Source organism: Actinomadura nitritigenes (genome assembly GCF_017573545.1).
GTDB classification, from domain to species: domain Bacteria; phylum Actinomycetota; class Actinomycetes; order Streptosporangiales; family Streptosporangiaceae; genus Spirillospora; species Spirillospora nitritigenes.
This window is the reverse complement of sequence record NZ_JAGEOK010000004.1, coordinates 153,538-170,185: the sequence shown is the minus strand read 5'-3', so window position 1 is coordinate 170,185 and position 16,648 is coordinate 153,538. Positions and strand designations below refer to the sequence as shown.

Genomic DNA, 16,648 nt, shown 5'->3' with positions numbered 1-16,648 from the left:
GGACGTGAGCACCGCACGATCCAGCCAGGTCAGTATTGTCCGCCGGCGTGCCGTCATCGACGCGCTCCGCCGCGGCGCGGTACCAGAGAGCGGACTGGACCTGCTGGCCACCGGGCTCGACCGCTTCGAGGCCGCGCTTGACGGAGAACTGAACACGGTCGCGTCCGGTGGATCGGTCTTCAAAGCCGTCCGCGGGGAGTACGGATCAGGCAAGACGTTCTTCACACGGTGGCTCGGTGAACGCGCGAAACGTCGCAACTTCGCCGTCGCTGAGATCCAGATTTCCGAGACCGAGACGCCGCTTCACAAGCTGGAAACCGTCTACCGGCGGCTGACCGAACGGCTTGCCACTGCGAGTTTCCCGCCGAGCGCGCTGCGGCCGGTGGTGGACGCATGGTTCTACGCGCTGGAAGAGGACGCGTTGGCGGCCGGGGCGTCCGAAGAGGACATGGCCGGCGAGGTCGACCGGTTGCTTACGGCGCGGCTCGCGGAGGTGTCACGGCAGGCGCAGTCGTTCGCGACTGCGCTGCGCGGCTACCGGGCGGCTCTCACCGCGGGCGACGAGGCCACCGCTGCAGCCATCCTGGCGTGGCTCGGCGGAGAGCCGCACGTCGCCGCAGCCGCTCGCCACAGCGCTGGAGTACGGGGAAATCTTGACCACTTCGGCGCGCTCGGCTTCCTGCAAGGTCTCCTGACCGTCCTGCGGGATGGCGGGCATCCAGGTCTGCTGGTGGTGCTCGACGAGGTCGAAACGCTGCAGCGGGTCCGTTCCGACGTCAGAGACAAGGCGCTCAACGCGCTACGGCAGCTCATCGACGAGATCCACGCCGGCCGCTTTCCTGGCCTCTACCTAGTGATCACCGGAACGCCGGCGTTCTATGACGGGCAGCAGGGCGTGCAACGCCTCGCACCACTCGCGCAGCGGCTCGCGACCGACTTCACCACCGACCCGCGCTTCGACAACCCCCGGGCCGTCCAGGTCCGGCTGCCCGGCTTCACCCTGGAATCGCTGACCGGGCTCGGCATCACCATCCGCGACCTGTACGCCGCGGGAGCCGACGCACCCGAACGGATCAAGGCGCTCGCCGACGACACCTACATCGCCGACCTGGCTCGCGCCGTCGGCGGCGCACTCGGCGGGAAGGTCGGCGTCGCACCGCGACTGTTCCTCAAGAAACTCGTCGGTGACGTCCTGGACCGCATCGACCAATTCTCCGATTTCGATCCCCGGATCCACTACAAGCTCACCGTCTCCGGCACCGAGCTCACCGACGTGGAACGGAACCTCACAGCGGACGACATCCAGCTGGACGTGTGATGGAACGGCTGCACCCCGTCGTTCTGCATCACATCGTCAACTCGCTCGGATGGCCCGACCTGCGCCCCCTGCAACGTCAGGCAGTCGGACCGGTCCTCGACGGCGACGACACTCTCCTACTGGCACCCACCGCGGGCGGCAAGACGGAGGCGGCGGTGTTCCCGATTCTCACCGCCATGACCGAGCAAGAGTGGACCGGCATCTCGGTGCTCTACCTGTGTCCACTCAAGGCACTCCTCAACAACCTCGCGCCCCGCGTCGACCAGTACGCGCAGTGGATCGGCCGGCGCGCAGGACTCTGGCACGGCGACACCCGCGAATCTCAGCGGCGACGCATCCGCATGGATCCCCCGGACATCCTGCTGACCACGCCTGAGTCGCTCGAGGCGATGCTCATCAGCTTCAAGACCGACCACTCCCACGTGCTTGGCAGAATCCGTGCAGTGATCGTCGACGAGGTCCACGCTTTCGCCGGAGACGATCGCGGCTGGCACCTGCTCGCCGTCCTGGAACGGCTCACCCGCATCACCGGCCGCCCCATCCAGCGGATCGGCCTATCGGCGACCGTCGGGAACCCTCAGCAGTTGTTGACCTGGCTTCAAGGCGCAGGAGCCGGGACCCGACCTGCCCGGGTCGTTGCCCCAGAAGCCGACGCGCCGACCGCAGCGCCGATCGCCCGGATCGAACTGGACTACGTCGGCTCCATCGAGAATGCCGCCAAGGTCATCGCGTCCCTGCACCGCGGCGAGAAACGCCTCGTGTTCTGTGACTCACGAAGCCAGGTCGAGCAGCTCGGTGCCGCCCTACGCGCCCGCGACGTCACCACCTTTCTCTCCCACGCCTCCCTGTCCGCTGGGGAACGCCACCGCTCGGAGCAGGCCTTCGCCGAGGCACGTGACTGCGTGATCGTCTCCACGTCCACGCTGGAACTAGGCATCGACGTCGGCGACCTGGACCGCGTTGTCCAGATCGACTCCCCCGCCAGCGTGGCTTCCTTCCTGCAACGACTGGGCCGCACAGGTCGGCGCGCCGGAGCCGAACGGTCCTGCCTCTTCCTCGCAACCAAGGAACGTGCACTCCTACAGAGTGCAGGACTTCTCCTGCTGTGGGGACGAGGGTGGGTCGAGGACGTCGCTGCCCCGCCGATGCCGCGCCACCTGGTCGCGCAACAGATCCTTGCCGTCGCGCTCCAGGAACGCCGGATCGGGAACAGGCTCTGGTCGGAACACTGGAACGGCCTACCACCATTCGACCGTTCCGGCGAGCCGATCCTGCGCCACCTCGTCGCAGAAGGCTTTCTCGACGAAGACGGCGGCATGCTGTTCATCGGTCCCGAAGCAGAGAAACGGTTCGGCCACCGCCATTTCATGGACCTCACCGCGTCCTTCACGGCGCCGCCACAGTTCACCGTCCTGTCGGGGCGCGCGGAGATCGGTCGCACCGACCCATCGGTACTCACCGAGGACCGCCCCGGTCCGCGCCGCCTCCTCCTCGCCGGGCGAAGCTGGCAAGTCACCTACATTGACTGGAAGCGGCGCCGCTGCTTCGTGGAACCGGCCGAAGGTGGCGGCATCGCCAAATGGACCGCCGGCGGCATAGCGGGACTGTCGTTCAACCTCGCCCGTGCCATGCGTGACGTCCTGCTGGGCACCGACCCTCCCATCGCGCTCACAGGGAGGGCGAGCACGCGGTTGCAGCACATGCGGGGCGAGATTGCATCCGAGTCCGTTCACCCCGCCGGCCCGATCATCACCCGCGCGGGCAGCGACGTCCGCTGGTGGACATGGGCCGGGTACCGAGCCAATGCCACACTGGCTGCCACATTGTCGTCCGTTACCGACCAGGTCCAGCGTCCCACGGACTTTAGCGTGAGGCTCCGTGAGGAGCTAACACCCGACATGTGGAAGGCGGCGCAGGCCGAGGCGCCCCTCGTGCTGCCTGACGTCGATCCGCGGGCCGTCCGGGGTCTGAAGTTCTCGACAGCTCTCCCCGACCATCTTGCGATTGCGACCGTGGCGGCCAGACTCGCCGACCTAGACGGTGCTGCGAAGGTGCTCGACGAGACCACGCGCTTCACTGTCTTGCACTGAGCCCGATGAATTCGGGACCCCGGTTAGCCTTGGGGCCTTAGGAATCCGACCCCGCCGAGCACGGACGTGGCCTGATCTCCAAGGACCGTCACGCCAGGCTGAAGGCAGCACTCTCTCGGACCGCGATGGCACCTGAGCTAGCTTTCGTACGCCCAAGCATTATGTCTCGCCCGAGCCTCCGAGAGGAGAAGCTTTGTTAGCTGCTCACCCGTTCGACCTCGTGTCTTGATGGCGTGACAGTTTGGGCAGAGTGCAATCATCTGGGTCGGGTGGTCGCGACCCCACGCTGCTCGGTCTTGGACATGGTCGACCTCGAGGATGGGGTCGCCGTTCTTGGTGACGTCATTCGGCTGACCGGTGCACGTCGGGTTCTCGCAGCGCCCAGCGCTTCGGATCAGGACGGCCTTGACCGCGGCCGCGGAGCGTACAGGCTGTTCGCGGGTGGTGATCGTGATGCGGTCGTGGTCGCCATGTGCCTCTGCGGCTTCGATCGTCCGGCAGAGGCGTAGGTAGGTTTCCAGCGGACTCGGACCATGAGGTGGTGTTACTGCGGTCGGCTCTGCCTGGCGCAGACCAACTTCCTCGAGCAACCCTTGGGGGAGCTTGCCGTCGAAGAACGCGCCGCCGAGCATCTCGACGGCCTCTGCGCGCGTGGATTCATCGAGCGCGACGAACTCATACGCCCAAGCCTTGAGGCCGCAAGACGGGTTCTGCTCATCAAGCCAGGTGATCGGTTTGCCGTGTGCAGGCGGGATGGGCCCAACGTGGCCTTGAAGTTCCCACAGGTCCGTGCGAGCAAGGGCAAGGACGGGGAACTCAGGAGTCGCCTTCGAGGTTGGCTGACCGTACTCGCGCATGAGACCGCGTAGCTCGGGGTGTGCGTCTTGCCACGGGACAAGGCGCGGACGATGGTGTGCTGCTCGTCCCAGCGCCCAAAGAAGGGTTATGGGTTGATGCCGAGCGGGGCCGTCCGGGGTGTTCGCGACGCGTAGCGTTCCGAGGAGTTCAAGGAGGCGCTGCTGAGGTGAGGGTGGCTCGTCGGCGACGACCTCGAAACCCAAGCGTGTGAGGAGCCGGCCGACGGTTTGTTGCCCGCCAGAGAAGTCGCCGGCGGACAGCGGGTCCCCTGCCACGTAGCGGTAAGCCACCCCAACGATGGCCTTGGAGTCGTAGTAGATGCCGTCGTGACGAAGGAAGTATCGACGGGCTCGCTCGAATCCGTACTGCTCGAGGAAGCGGTCACGTCCGAGCTGGTCACACTCGGCGATCGCGTCGAAGACTGCCTCACGTGTGATCACCGAGAGATCCATGTAGGGATGGTACGACCGATATGACACGAATGTTCTTTTGATTACTTGGTTCTGCTAAACAGGTCAGCAGGCCCCCATGCGCTGGGGCCTGCGCCATCGACGCCGGTGATCTGGCGAGTTGACTCGATTTGCGCTGCCGAGGGCGATGTGGCTGACAAGGGGTGCTCGGGCGGCCACGCGGGCAGATGGCGTGACGCATGGGGTCCATGCCCAGGCGCTGCGGCGACCACCCTGACCGGCTTTTGTCCGCCGTCCGTCCGCCGTCCGTCCGCCGTCCGTCCGCCGTCCGCCGTCCGTCCGCCGTCCGTCCGCGGTCCGCCGTCCGTCCGCCGGGCGGACTGCCCCGGCCCGGTTGCGGACAGATCATTGGCCAGCGGCGCACGAAGCACGGACCGGGCTGTGCGGCGGCGCGTCCGATGCTGGGCAGGCTTGCTGGGCACCACTGTCGCGATCTCAATTGCGAGAACTTGTCGTCCCCTAGCTTTCGTCGTCTCTCTCTGCCGGCACGCCGGTAGAGAGAGACGACGTCCCATGGTCAGCTCTAACGTGGCTTATAGAAGGTGAGTGTCGCGGCGCTAGCCTGAGCGCGGGGAGAGTTAACCTATGTGCCGTTCGTTGAAGATGAGAATCATATGACACTGGGCGACACTCATTGGCACGTCTATACGGTCAGCGGCGGAGATGGTGTAGCAGCTGACAAGGACCTTGCGGTCTCTCACAAGGCCCTTCTTAGGGGCTGCAAGGTAGGACCGTGTCGCGACACGCAATGAACCCGCGGCGGTCCATCACGTGCACACCCGGCTGGGCAGACCGGGCGCGGTCATGATCGATGTGATCGGAGGCGGAGCCACGGAAGACGAGCAGGTCAGCACGTCACGCAAGCTGCAGCGACGCTCGCAGCTCGGCGAGGGACGCCGGCGGGACCGGGAGATGAGGTTCCGAGTCAGCGACGAGGAGTACAAGGAGATCTGCGAAGCAGCGCACCGAGCGGGAGCTGCCTACGGGACATTCATCGTCCACACCGTACAAGCGGCCAATCGACAACACAGATTCGGACACGAACTGACACCGGATATCTGCGAGGAACTACGCGGCATCGCACGGCAGCTGAACCGGATCGGCGTGAACCTCAATCAGCTGGCCCGCATCGCGAATGCCACGGGACAGATACCCCGCGAACTGCCCGCTGCTTTGGCGTACCTGCAGAACGTTCTTCGAAGAGTGGACGCCTCGTCCGTCGAGCTCGGCCGGCTCCAGCGTTGATCGGCAAAGTGACCCGGGGCGAGAGCGTCGCCCGGTTGCTGTCCTACCTCTACGGCCCCGGCCGGCGCAACGAACACGTCAATCCCCACCTCGTCGCGGGCTTCCGACTCCCCATGGCTCTGGAACCCGGACTGGACGTCAGAAGCGATCGGGACTTCCGGCACCTGGTCGGAGTCCTGACCTCCCCGCTCGACACTCTCCGACATACCCCGCTGGCGTCTCCGATCTGGCAGTGCTCGGTCCGCACCGCCCTCGCGGACCGGCGCCTCTCGGACGACGAATGGGCCGACATCGCCGAGGAGGTGATGCACCAGACCGGGTTCGCGCCACGAGGCGACGACGAAGCATGCCGCTGGATCGCAGTGCGACATGCCGACGACCACATCCACCTCGTAGCGGTCCTGGCGCGCGAGGACGGGCGCAACCCCAACGTCCACCGCGACTACTTCAAGGTCGCCGACGCCTGCCATATCGTCGAGAAGCGATACGGACTCACCCCGACCGCGCCCGCAGACCGGACAGCAGCCCCACGACCAACCCGAGCCGAGACAGAACTTGCCCACCGGAAGAACTGGGCCGAGCCGCCCCGCATCGCCCTCCGCCGACTCGTAGCCACCGCAGCAGCCGGAGCCGAGAACGAGGGCGACTTCTTCGCCGCCCTCGAACACGCCGGGGTGCTGGTCAAGATGCGCCACAGTGCCCGCTCACCCGAGCGGATCACCGGTTACGCCGTTGCGCTCCCACATCACAACAACAAGGAGAACCAACCAGTCTGGTTCTCCGGCAAGAAGCTCGCGCCCAACCTGACGCTCCCCAAACTTCGCGAGCGCTGGTCGGCGCCGCACGAAGGCAACCGCTTTGACCGTCGCCCCTTCGGCGAGGTGGAGCTGACCCACGAGGAGCGATCCGCTGCATACCAGCAGGCTGCCCGAGCCACCGCGACGGCCACCTGGCAGATGCGTCATATCCAGGACCCGGCCGTCCGCGCCGACGTAGCAGCCGCAACCTCCGACGTCTTACACGTGACCGCGGCGCTCACAGGAAACCGGGAACTCGCCCGTGCCGCCGACTTCTACGACCGCGCAGCTCGCGAACCTTACGGACGCCAACCACCCTTGACTCCCTACGGCACGAGCCTCCGCAGGGCTGCCAGAGCACTGGCTCTATCCGGTATCCGGGGACAACGCGGTAACCGTCCAAGCCTCGCCGGCGTCCTCTCCCACCTGGTCGTGCAACTCGTCGCCCTCATCGAGGCGATCGCGGAGTACCGGCAGTTGCAGCAACGCGCTGCTCAGGCAGCTGCCGCCCGCAAGGCTGCCGCCCAACTCAGCAGACTCAGCCGACCAACTCCGCGGCCATCTTCCCCCACGCTGCCACGGACACCACCGAACTACACGGCGGAGCAGAACGCCGCGCGCCTCGCTGCCACAGCCTTCCCCGTACCCCTCAGCGACCAGCTCGCAGGCAACCCATACCGACCCAGCGCGCCCACACCGTCGCCGTCCAGCCCTCACCGCCGCCGGGGCCCAGCGCGGTAACCCGACCACGCAACCCCGGCGCCACGCCGTCCTGGTCCTGGCACAAAGATCAGCGCCTCTGCATACTACGGAGCGTAAAAAGTGCCAACAATGCGCAAGTAGTGCACCGCCGCAGCGTCCGCGCCGGCAGAGCAGCACTACCTGACAACCACCACGCAAGAGAGGCGAAGCCATGACCGATCACAGCCCCCAGGCAGGCCCCTTATCCACAAGGACACATTCACATGACCGACCACAGGCAGGCTCCCGCTACCGCTCGTAACGACGACCAAACAGCCGACCTCGCGAGCAACCTCTACGAACACGTCCGCCAGCTCAACGACGCCACGACCGGCCCTCCGAGCCTCACCCTCCCCGGCACCGCGTACACCATCCTCGGCAATCTCAGCGCAGCGACCTACGGCCTCGATCAGCTCCTCGACCAGATAAACCGCTTCTTCCTCCGGGAGCTGCAAGCCGACCGTCTCGGCCACGACCAGGCCGAAGACCTCGCCGACGTCCTGAGCCGCCACGGCCAAGCTCTAGCCGAAGCCAGGCAGCACTCCCGAGCTCTCTGCGCGGCCCTCAGCGATGCCCAATCGACCATCAACGCCGTCCACTCCCGCGCCACCCACGGACGCGAAGCGTCCCCAGCCACCGACGGAAGAACGCGCGTGGATGACGTCGGTGTAGCAGCAGCGGCCAACGACTTCCCCAGACCAATCACCGATCCGATGCTCCTCGCGCCCCCTCCTGCTGGCGAACGAAGCCGTTTCATTCGCATTCGTCCTACGAACACTCCGGAGGCCTGAGCATGGAGCCGATGACCCACGAGGAGCTCGCAGCCCTCCCCACCACAACCACCATCGAGACCGCCGCCCGAGCTCTGGGCCTCGGCCGAACCCGCGCCTACCAACTCGCACGCGAAGACCTCTTCCCCTGCAAGGTCATCCGCATAGGCACCACCTACCGAGTAGTCACCGCCGACCTCCTACGCCTTATGTCCAGCAACAGCAGTGCGTAGCCCGGACACGGAGCCTCCTCGCCGCACCACTTGGTAGCCCTGGCACGGTCGCGAGCGGCTGAGTCCGGCACTGAGCGGAATCACGGCTCGACAACCGACAGCTTCCCCATAGCCAACCCTGGGGAAGCTGTCGCGCCTGTTCCGCCGGTCCCGTCGCGCAGCTCGCCTGCGACCGCCCCACGGTTTACGCCTGGCCGACTTCGGCGCTGAGTCCCTGGCAGAACAAAACCGGCCGCTCACTGCAGGATCGATCTCCAGTGCGGGCCGGACTTTTTACTTTTCAAAAGTGGAAAAGTCGTCCGAGTTTTCATAAGTCAAAAGTCCTTGGGGCGGCGCTCGTGATGGTCATTAAAATGAGGCGTAGGTCACATTGCAGGTTTAGGCTAGGTGCTGTGAGCTGCGCAAACGCATGAGGAATTTCTCCCGTGTGTGTCGAACGGACGCCGCTAGCGTCACTCTTTGTCCGATTTCTGAAGTCCCGAGTAGACCCCGGATGAAAGATGGCGCTAGTCTCCAAATGACCCAATGGAACGGCCGCGCAAGTGGAAAATCTGATTCTCGTGCTGGAGGATCACGCCTGCGCGGCCACGCGACTCACGAAGGAGTCATAGTGAGGGTACCGCCCAGTGCCAATCCTGTTCTCGCCCTGCTCGTGTTGGGCCTGCTGCTAGCCGTCCTCGCGATGCTAGGGGTGAGTCCAACTTATCTTCACCTCATCACGGTGGAACTAGTCGGACTTGTTACTGGCTTCGCACTTGGTGGAACTGAACGGCCGCCAACGTCGCACGTGTAGGCGTGAGACGCAAGGGGCCTTGAACGTGCCCGAAGCTGGGGCTTCGCAGCCCCCACGAGCCGAGGCACTCGTTCGCGTGAGACGGTCTGTCGCGGGCTGGGCGCCGTTCGCGCGAACGAGTACCCCGGACCGGTTGAAGTCGGTGCGGCCGCTAATGGCAGTGCTAACAACAGAATTGGATGATCTCGGACGGGTGTGGACTTGCGGGAGGGCGCGAGGCCGGCAGCGCTGATCAGTTCAAGGGCGGTTGCCGTGTCCTGCTCGACCGAGGATCTGTGGACACTGGCAGCGGTCGCCCTACCCCCGGCGGGCACCCCAACTTCTCGGCCTGGACGCATAGTTTGCTTCATCGACCGGTGCTGCATCCGCACCGGTCGACGCTGTGCGAGCCACGTACCTAAGCGCCGCCCCGCGCGCACGCCAGGTACGAGTGGTGTAAGTGACGACCTCGTGAGCCACGACGTGCGTCGCGTCGGCCATGCCTACCGACCCCCAGCATGGCTTGTCACTGCCCGTCAGAGCAGACCGACTCCTGACAGCGCTGCAGACATGGCAGGTGAATGGTCTCTAAAAATGTGCCCGTGTTCGAGGCTCTTCAAGAGGACGGCTTCACCGGGGACGCGATCAACATGAAACGTGGACCACGTCCGGCAAACTGGACAAACCTGACCCACTAGAAAGGGGCGCAACAGATGCAGTTGGTGACCAGAGTCACGCATGTACAGGCTACCCTTCTCTAGGTCGTTTCTAGGCACAGCCATGGTCTTGGTCGGCACTACCGGATGATCGCCCATCAGCTCACGGAAATGCACCAGGGCCGTTCTTTCCAGGGTATCCCAGCGCACGTCTGTGAGATGCAGGAGAGGCAAATCAGCCAGAAAACGAGCCCTGTCAGTCAGAATAGTCAGGTCCGCGAAAGCTGCCTGAATGGCTCCTGGCAGGTCGATTGAATCGATACGGCGCAAATGCGCTTCATCATTGCGGCGGCCGTACAGACGCTGACGAGCGTTTGTGGCTTCCGAACCAGCGAAAAGTGCTCGGATATCCTGCAGCGGGTGTTCAGTTGGCAGGTTGCGCAGTCGGCGACTAGTAGCGGACTCATCCAAGACTGCGACCCAGTCACCGAATCCAGGGCCGCTGCGACCGCTTGTGAGCTTACCCTTGATCGCCACTACTGCACCGAAGTTGAGGTCCTCCTCTCGTCCAAGCGCGAGTGCGACCTGGGCAACATAACAGAGCAGGATCTCGGCTGTGTCCAGAACAGCACTGTAGGCAGCCCGAGGATCGCCAGCACTTAATTGCGCCTCAGTCTCACGCCATCTGGATGCAATGGGGTAAGGGAATCGCGTACGTATGGTGTGCCCTAAATCATCGAGTAGCGATGCAGCTTCCACGCGCAACCGCAGCGCGCGACCCTTGTCAATGATCTCTAGGCGAGCCTGAGCCGGGGTTTGATGCATGAACACTGATCCAAGCAACGAATCCGCCTCGAGTTGCCACTCCTCAAGCCGCAGCCGAACTGCATCGAGCTCATCGAATGCCTTTTCCAGAGCTTCGTCAGGCTGCGGCACTGGAAGCGTCAGCAGATTCTTAACTGAAACATGCACTCCTGATGTGCCAGCCAACGTGCGAGCCAGCGGCGTACGTAGCCACATCATGGCAAATCCGATCCGCTGGCTTTCCAAATCAGCCTTAGGGCGCAGCACGATCGTCGTATGAGATGCGGCAGCTGGCAGATCCTGCTCGGTTACCTCCGCCAGGCAAAATCCGTGTGGGTCGCCGGGGGCGTAAATCTCGCGAAGAATCAAGTCCCCTGGGGCGAGCAGGTGTTCGGGTTGTGCCCGCACCCAGTAGGCTACGTCGCTCGGAGGTGCGATGGTACCGTCGCGCTGCACATCGCGCCCTCCCACCAAGCGGACTGCGCCGGGCTCCGCGTCGGTACTGATCAACTTCGAGTGGCCCGCCGTGTGGATTCGCGCAACCACGTCGAAAAGGTCGCCCATGGTGCTGACACTGCCGAAGCCAGCAAGGTCGGCGCGCTGCTTTAGAACGACGGGATCGTAGCGGTCGAAGTCAAAGCCTTCCTCCCATTGAGGCATTTCTCGGATCACGTATCCGTATCGCGTACGGCCTCCTTCGCGGGCCAGAAGCTTCTCGAAGTCCTTCACGACAGCGGATTCGTCTTCCCTGCGGGGCACCTGGAAGACCTTGAGAGGCGGCCGGTGTGCAGCTTTGACACGAAAGAATGCGGTGGCCGCCGTAAAGCTAGTGTGGAACCCACCGATCAGGCCGGTGCTATAAAGAAGAAGGAGTGTGTCCCAGCGCTCGCTCAGATCACGTCTGAGTTCGGCTGCCCATGGGGCGACCGAACTCCACAACTCCATGGGTGTCATGACAGCCATCACACTGTCAGCGTCCACTGGCGCGCATGCACGGAGCGTGTCCTCGTACGGGCGAAGGGCGCGACGTCGCCCCGCCTTCGCTGCCGCGGCGTCCGGTTGACGCTCCCAGGACGGTAGCAGGAGGACAGGGCCCGCCCCAAGAAGATCACGAGCCTTGTTGCTCAGAGCCTCAACTGACTCGCGGACTACGGGCCACCCCGCAGGCGGCTCGATCGAATCCTCACCGCTCATCAACGTCGTCACAGACCCTGTGCTGAAGTGCGTGAATCCAATCATAAGCAGATGCTGGAACAGCGGAAGCAGTCCCTTCTCTGAAGCCAAATTGTCCTCCCTGGACAGTCACCGGATCCCAACACGACAGAGCCCCTCCGCCGCCTGCCCAATGTACTGTGCAGCACGATCACCGATCGGTCACCCGAGAGGCAGTCGCGGCAGGCTCCCCCAGACAACGGCGGAACAGGCGAGGTAGAACACCCAGATCTACTCGATGGCCCATCCGTGTTCTTGAGCAGCACGCCGGTCCGGCTGGCCAGCACCGCGTCGGCTGCGCCTCGGCATAGTGATCTCAGCCGTTCCGACACAGAGAAGCGGAGGGCCAAGGTTGAGCGTGTTGATTCTTTGGCCGCCGAAGTACCAAGTGATCGCATCGGTCAGTGTGGAAGGGGTGGTCGCGGACGAGGAGGGCGATCTGCCGGTCCCAGACCTGCGGGTCGACGAAGGACCTGGGGTCCCTGGTCGTGCTGTCCGACGGACGGGCCTCCTGGACGGTGATGCTGGTCATGATGGCCTCCTTCAGCCGATTGGCCTTGGCCGTCTTGTGCGGCCTTAACTCCAAGGTCGGTCAACGGTGCGGTTTGAGGAGGCGTGTGTGCAGGTGCCGGACAGGGTGTGCGTCCCTTGCACATGCTCTGGTGTGCGCTGGCTGTGCGGCTTACGTTGAGCGGTTGGGTGTCAGCGGATGCCGCAGCGGGCGGCCAGGCCGCGCAGGTCCGGGGATGTCCGGCCCGAGGTCAGGAGGCCGGCGACCAGGTCGCGGACGGCTGGGCGGGAGTGCGTCTCTTGCGGTGCGGCGCGTTCGGCGTGCAGGAGGGCCTCCAGGCATTGATCGCGGCGGCCCCATATCCCGTATGCGCGAGCGATGTCTGTGAAGTAGCGGGCTCGGCGCTCCACAGTCGGGAGCGCGCTGGGAGGGATCTTGCGGGCTGCGGCTATGGCCGCCGCCGGGTCTCCAGCGACGTACTCGGCCGAGATCCTGTGGAGCTGGACCGCTGTTGGGCTGAAGCCGCCGCCGTGGTCGCGGAGGAGAACTCTACCGCCGAGGCGATTGGCGAGCCTTGCAGCCTGGTCCGTTAGTTCCCGCATGCCAGAGCGGTCAGCGGCATGCGCTGCCGTGTAGGCGGCCGACATGACGAGAAGGCCGCGCTCGGCCGTCCGAGCAGGGTCGCGGCCTTGGAGGATGTCGCTCTCGGCCATGCCTATCGCGATCTGCCCGGCTTCGGAGTGCCAGCCGGCGCGGCGTGCCAGGACGGCTAGGTTGCGGGCCGCTTCGCCGGCTACGAGGGGGTCGCCGTTCGCTGCAGCGAGAAAGCGGGCCCGGTCTGCTGCGATCCACCCGAGCTGGTCGTCCAGCTTGATCATGAGGCGTGTGACCAGGGTGTAGGTCTCAGCCAGGACGGTGTCCGTGGTGCTGTCAGTGGCGTGGGCGTTGGTAATCAGCTGTGGGAGGACAGTGGCGAGCTTGGCGTACTCGCAGTTGTCGTAGGCGCGGATCGCGGAGGCGAGCGTGGCACGGAGCTGGGCGGGAGGGCTTGGGGCGGCCACAGGGTCTGTGGTCAGCATGGCGCTGCGGACTCGGGCAACGAGGAGGTCCGTGGGTCTTGCTTGTGCGTCCGCGGCTGCGGATGCAATGGCACGGGCTGGAGGGCTGGCGGCAGCAGCGGTTACGGCGAGGTTGGTCAAGAGCTGACGGCGCCGCACATCATCCTCCGCGGGTGGCTGAACCGTCACCGTAGCGGTGATCCCCAGCGCCGTCGGGGAGATCTGTAGGACTTCGGCGAGGCGGCGGAGGGTGGCGACGTCGTCCAGAGCTTGTGCTCCGGTCTCCAGGCGCGAGACGGTCGAGCGGGAGCAGTGAAGGCGGTCGGCGAGGTCGCGTTGCGTCCAGCCGTGGGCGACGCGGGCAGATCGAACGAGCGTGCCGAGATTCTTGCTCATGGCGGCCCCGTAGTCCGAGGAACGACCCCGTGGGAGTCATGCCCAACCTTGGGGGTGTGCACTGTTTTGGGCGGCGGCCATGTGGGGTCTCTTGCTAGCCCGTTGCGTGACGCGGAGCTATGTCCGTTCCGGGCGTTTGGGTGCGGGCGGACGGAGCGTGGATCTGAACGCGGGGGCGGTGGAGGAAAATCCGCTCAGTGCTGGTCCCGGATGGACGGTGTCCGTGGGTGACGGTTGGGTTCGCGGACGAATCGCGGACAAAAGATCTTGAGGCCGGTCTCCTTGGCGGAGAACCGGCCTCTGATCTGGCGTTTTCTGTCGGGGTGGCGGGATTTGAACCCACGACCTCTTCGTCCCGAAGCAAATCAGGCGAATCGATCTCCGTCGAGGTCAACCTAGAGCCGAACGGGGCGCCCCTCACCTGCTTCAACGCCCGGATGGGGTCGCGGTGAGTCCGGATGGGTCCCGTGCTGTTCGACGGCATTGGCTCCCGTTCTGGCTCCCGTGACTCCCCCGGTGCGGGAGAGGAGCCCACATGGCAATCAAGATTAACGACACCCGCATGATCCTCACGGTGAACGACGCCGTCGTCGGCAACGCCGTTCTCGTCGATGGAGTCTGGCACGTCAGCACGTGGCCGACGCCCCTCAACCGACACCAAGCGATCACGGCGCTCACGATCGCCGAACTCCTCGCCATGGGGCGCAACGAGAATGACCCGCTGGTGCTCAACGTTCCGAGAGGAGTTGGCCCATGGCTGATCACCTCACTCGGATCACCACAGCGCTTGCCGTGGGCATCGTTGCCGTGATCGCGGCCGTGATCTCGTACCGCCATGCGTACGAGTTGGTACGCACCCATGGCGAGACCGGTCTGACGGCCCGGTTGGTGCCGTTCACCGTCGACGGTCTCATCTGGGCCGCTTCCATGGTGATCCTGGACGCAAGCCGCCGGAAGCAAGGCGTACCAGCGTTGGCCAAGTGGAGCCTGGCTGTGGGCATCGTGGCCACCATCGGCGCCAATGTGGCGCACGGCCTGAACCACGGTCCCACTGGGGCCCTCGTCAGTGCATGGCCGGCACTCGCTCTCGTTGGCTCGTTCGAGCTGCTGATGATGCTCACGCGGAACGCTACGTCATCAGCGGGAACGCTCGGACAGCCCGACCCCGCGGAGCCAGCGTCAACGGAGTCTGAACCAGACTGCACCAAAGTGGAACAGACTCCCAAACAAGCGGTTCTTGCTGACTATGTGGCGAGCCTGAACGGTCCGGGCAAGCCACTCTCACAACGGGCACTAGCCGACCGACACGGCATCGACCGACGCAGGGTCAAACAGATCATCAGCACCGTGGAACACACCAGCTAGACTAGCGCCAACCCACAGGGCTCGCCGGGCGTAAGCTCGGCGGGCCCTTCTTGTTGCCCTGTCTTCGCGTCCAACCCTCTTCGTACCTCAGACTGTCCCATGTCATGACTTCGCATGCCTTTGCCTTCCCCCAATCTATCGATGGATATCCACTTCTAGTAGCATCGATAGGCAGGAAGATGTATTTTGGGGTGATGGCTTCGATGGCAAGCGAGTCGGACGCTGGGCAGCTTGGCGCCGGTATTTCCGCTGCATCTTTGATGGAAGCAGTCAGAAGGTCGGGTTATCCATTTCAAGCTGAAGTAGCTCGTGACCTGCGATCCGCATTGTCTGAGCTAGGTGGTCGTTCGTTCATTCAAGAGGAGTGGGCGTTCGTTGATTCCGAATCAGAGCAAACGCGAACGCTAGATATTTGGGCAAAAGTGCCCCTTTCTAGCCCCGAAACAATTCGTCGGCGGCAAATATTGCCTCACCTTGACATGTTGATTGAGTGCAAGCAAAGCGAATTGCCTTATGTCTTCTTTTTGCGTTCCGAGTTGTCTGGAGAGACGTTCAATTACCCCGAAATAGTAGGATTGCCAGATGGTCGATTGAAAATTTTCAGAGCTTCGTCAGATGGCAAGCCTACCGGCGCATCTCTTAGTATAAGCTTGCAGAACGCGCTCAATGCAGAGAACCTAGAATTCTGCAACATGCCAGCCCCTGTCGCTATATCCTTTGCGAAGGTGTTGCGTAAGGGTGGCTCTAAGCTTGAGCTAACGGGCGAGGATACATATCGCGCGATTACAATGCCGCTTAGTAAGGCTGCAGACTACCTGAAGTCTAGCTATGAAATTCGGCAACCCAAGAATAGAGTAAGGCTCAACTTTATCGTTTGTCTGGCAGTGCTTAGGGCGCCAATGGTGGGAGTCTACCTTCATCAAGGAAAGCAAATGCTTATGAATACACCCTGGATACGTGTGTCACGAATGGAACCCCTTCGCGAAAGTGATGGAGGTGGTAGAGTAAATTCCATGATCAGATACTTCGACGTTATCCACTTTGACTACTTTAAGCAGTATGTGAAGGTGCTCATTCGGGATATGCAAGCATTGGCGCAGCGTTGCGCTGATCATTCCGAGGTTCTTCGAGCAGGTGTTGGGCTGCAAGTGGATCGATCCGGTGGATTGATGCCACTTCCATCTGAATTCAGTGCTTCTGTAGAGAAGGCGCCAGTAATCCTGTCCGTTCGCGCAACGCGTACGGAATATCGTATACCAGATGAAGTTCAAGAGGGTGAAATAGTTCAAATGGTTCCCAATGCACTTCTTTCGGTGGAGTCTGATTGAACTTCATCATGCTGGCTGGGTGAT

Annotated in this window: 12 protein-coding genes; 9 read left to right on the top strand and 3 right to left on the bottom strand. The window is 63.7% G+C overall.

The window, feature by feature from the left end:
* The first annotated feature begins 4 nt into the window (after positions 1-4).
* Both brxD and J4557_RS07145 read left to right on the top strand, forming a co-directional pair.
* Positions 5-1,318, top strand: a complete 1,314-nt coding sequence (brxD, locus tag J4557_RS07150; protein WP_208265633.1) for a BREX system ATP-binding protein BrxD — start codon at positions 5-7, stop codon at positions 1,316-1,318.
* Complete coding sequence (locus J4557_RS07145) at positions 1,318-3,408, top strand: DEAD/DEAH box helicase (protein ID WP_208265632.1); 2,091 nt, start codon at positions 1,318-1,320, stop codon at positions 3,406-3,408. Before brxD ends, J4557_RS07145 begins: the two co-directional genes overlap by 1 nt.
* A 137-nt stretch (positions 3,409-3,545) precedes the next feature.
* On the opposite strand, the gene J4557_RS07140 is transcribed toward J4557_RS07145, so the two are convergent.
* The gene (locus J4557_RS07140) at positions 3,546-4,718 is read right to left on the bottom strand and encodes a phosphorothioated DNA-binding restriction endonuclease family protein (protein WP_208265631.1); all 1,173 of its coding nucleotides are present in this window, start codon (positions 4,716-4,718) and stop codon (positions 3,546-3,548) included.
* A gap of 822 nt (positions 4,719-5,540) precedes the next feature.
* Here J4557_RS07140 and J4557_RS07135 point away from each other — a divergent pair.
* From J4557_RS07135 to J4557_RS07120, 4 genes are all read left to right on the top strand, one after another.
* Positions 5,541-5,981, top strand: a complete 441-nt coding sequence (locus tag J4557_RS07135; protein WP_208265630.1) for a MobC family plasmid mobilization relaxosome protein — start codon at positions 5,541-5,543, stop codon at positions 5,979-5,981.
* 35 nt (positions 5,982-6,016) lie between these two features.
* Positions 6,017-7,519, top strand: a complete 1,503-nt coding sequence (locus J4557_RS07130; protein ID WP_208265629.1) for a relaxase/mobilization nuclease domain-containing protein — start codon at positions 6,017-6,019, stop codon at positions 7,517-7,519.
* 224 nt (positions 7,520-7,743) lie between these two features.
* Positions 7,744-8,310, top strand: a complete 567-nt coding sequence (locus J4557_RS07125) for a hypothetical protein (protein ID WP_208265628.1) — start codon at positions 7,744-7,746, stop codon at positions 8,308-8,310.
* An 11-nt stretch (positions 8,311-8,321) separates the two neighbouring features.
* Positions 8,322-8,522 carry a helix-turn-helix domain-containing protein gene (locus J4557_RS07120; RefSeq protein ID WP_208265627.1) on the top strand — a complete coding sequence of 67 codons (201 nt, stop codon included), beginning with the start codon at positions 8,322-8,324 and terminating at the stop codon, positions 8,520-8,522.
* Positions 8,523-9,830: 1,308 nt separating this feature from the next.
* Here the strand turns inward: J4557_RS07120 and J4557_RS07115 are convergent.
* Together J4557_RS07115 and J4557_RS07110 are read right to left on the bottom strand one after the other, a co-directional pair.
* The gene (locus J4557_RS07115; RefSeq protein WP_208265626.1) at positions 9,831-11,708 is read right to left on the bottom strand and encodes a hypothetical protein; all 1,878 of its coding nucleotides are present in this window, start codon (positions 11,706-11,708) and stop codon (positions 9,831-9,833) included.
* Positions 11,709-12,668: 960 nt separating this feature from the next.
* Positions 12,669-13,931, bottom strand: a complete 1,263-nt coding sequence (locus J4557_RS07110; RefSeq protein WP_208265625.1) for a helix-turn-helix transcriptional regulator — start codon at positions 13,929-13,931, stop codon at positions 12,669-12,671.
* A 535-nt stretch (positions 13,932-14,466) separates the two neighbouring features.
* Between J4557_RS07110 and J4557_RS07105 the strand changes: the two genes are divergently transcribed.
* The 3 genes from J4557_RS07105 (at position 14,467) to J4557_RS07095 (ending at position 16,624) form a co-directional block, all read left to right on the top strand.
* Positions 14,467-14,742 carry a hypothetical protein gene (locus J4557_RS07105; protein ID WP_208265624.1) on the top strand — a complete coding sequence of 92 codons (276 nt, stop codon included), beginning with the start codon at positions 14,467-14,469 and terminating at the stop codon, positions 14,740-14,742.
* Positions 14,685-15,296 carry a DUF2637 domain-containing protein gene (locus tag J4557_RS07100; RefSeq protein ID WP_208265623.1) on the top strand — a complete coding sequence of 204 codons (612 nt, stop codon included), beginning with the start codon at positions 14,685-14,687 and terminating at the stop codon, positions 15,294-15,296. Before J4557_RS07105 ends, J4557_RS07100 begins: the two co-directional genes overlap by 58 nt.
* Positions 15,297-15,490: 194 nt before the next feature.
* Complete coding sequence (locus J4557_RS07095; protein ID WP_208265622.1) at positions 15,491-16,624, top strand: hypothetical protein; 1,134 nt, start codon at positions 15,491-15,493, stop codon at positions 16,622-16,624.
* Positions 16,625-16,648: the final 24 nt, after the last annotated feature.

Bases quoted from the DNA above. Each gene is read 5' to 3' on its own strand.
- J4557_RS07135 (WP_208265630.1), top strand. From the start codon at position 5,541: ATGATCGATGTGATCGGAGGCGGAGCCACGGAAGACGAGCAGGTCAGC.
- J4557_RS07110 (WP_208265625.1), bottom strand. From the start codon at position 13,931: ATGAGCAAGAATCTCGGCACGCTCGTTCGATCTGCCCGCGTCGCCCAC.
- J4557_RS07125 (WP_208265628.1), top strand. From the start codon at position 7,744: ATGACCGACCACAGGCAGGCTCCCGCTACCGCTCGTAACGACGACCAA.
- J4557_RS07105 (WP_208265624.1), top strand. From the start codon at position 14,467: ATGGCAATCAAGATTAACGACACCCGCATGATCCTCACGGTGAACGAC.
- J4557_RS07100 (WP_208265623.1), top strand. From the start codon at position 14,685: ATGGCTGATCACCTCACTCGGATCACCACAGCGCTTGCCGTGGGCATC.
- J4557_RS07120 (WP_208265627.1), top strand. From the start codon at position 8,322: ATGACCCACGAGGAGCTCGCAGCCCTCCCCACCACAACCACCATCGAG.
- J4557_RS07095 (WP_208265622.1), top strand. From the start codon at position 15,491: ATGGCTTCGATGGCAAGCGAGTCGGACGCTGGGCAGCTTGGCGCCGGT.
- J4557_RS07140 (WP_208265631.1), bottom strand. From the start codon at position 4,718: ATGGATCTCTCGGTGATCACACGTGAGGCAGTCTTCGACGCGATCGCC.
- J4557_RS07145 (WP_208265632.1), top strand. From the start codon at position 1,318: ATGGAACGGCTGCACCCCGTCGTTCTGCATCACATCGTCAACTCGCTC.
- J4557_RS07115 (WP_208265626.1), bottom strand. From the start codon at position 11,708: ATGACACCCATGGAGTTGTGGAGTTCGGTCGCCCCATGGGCAGCCGAA.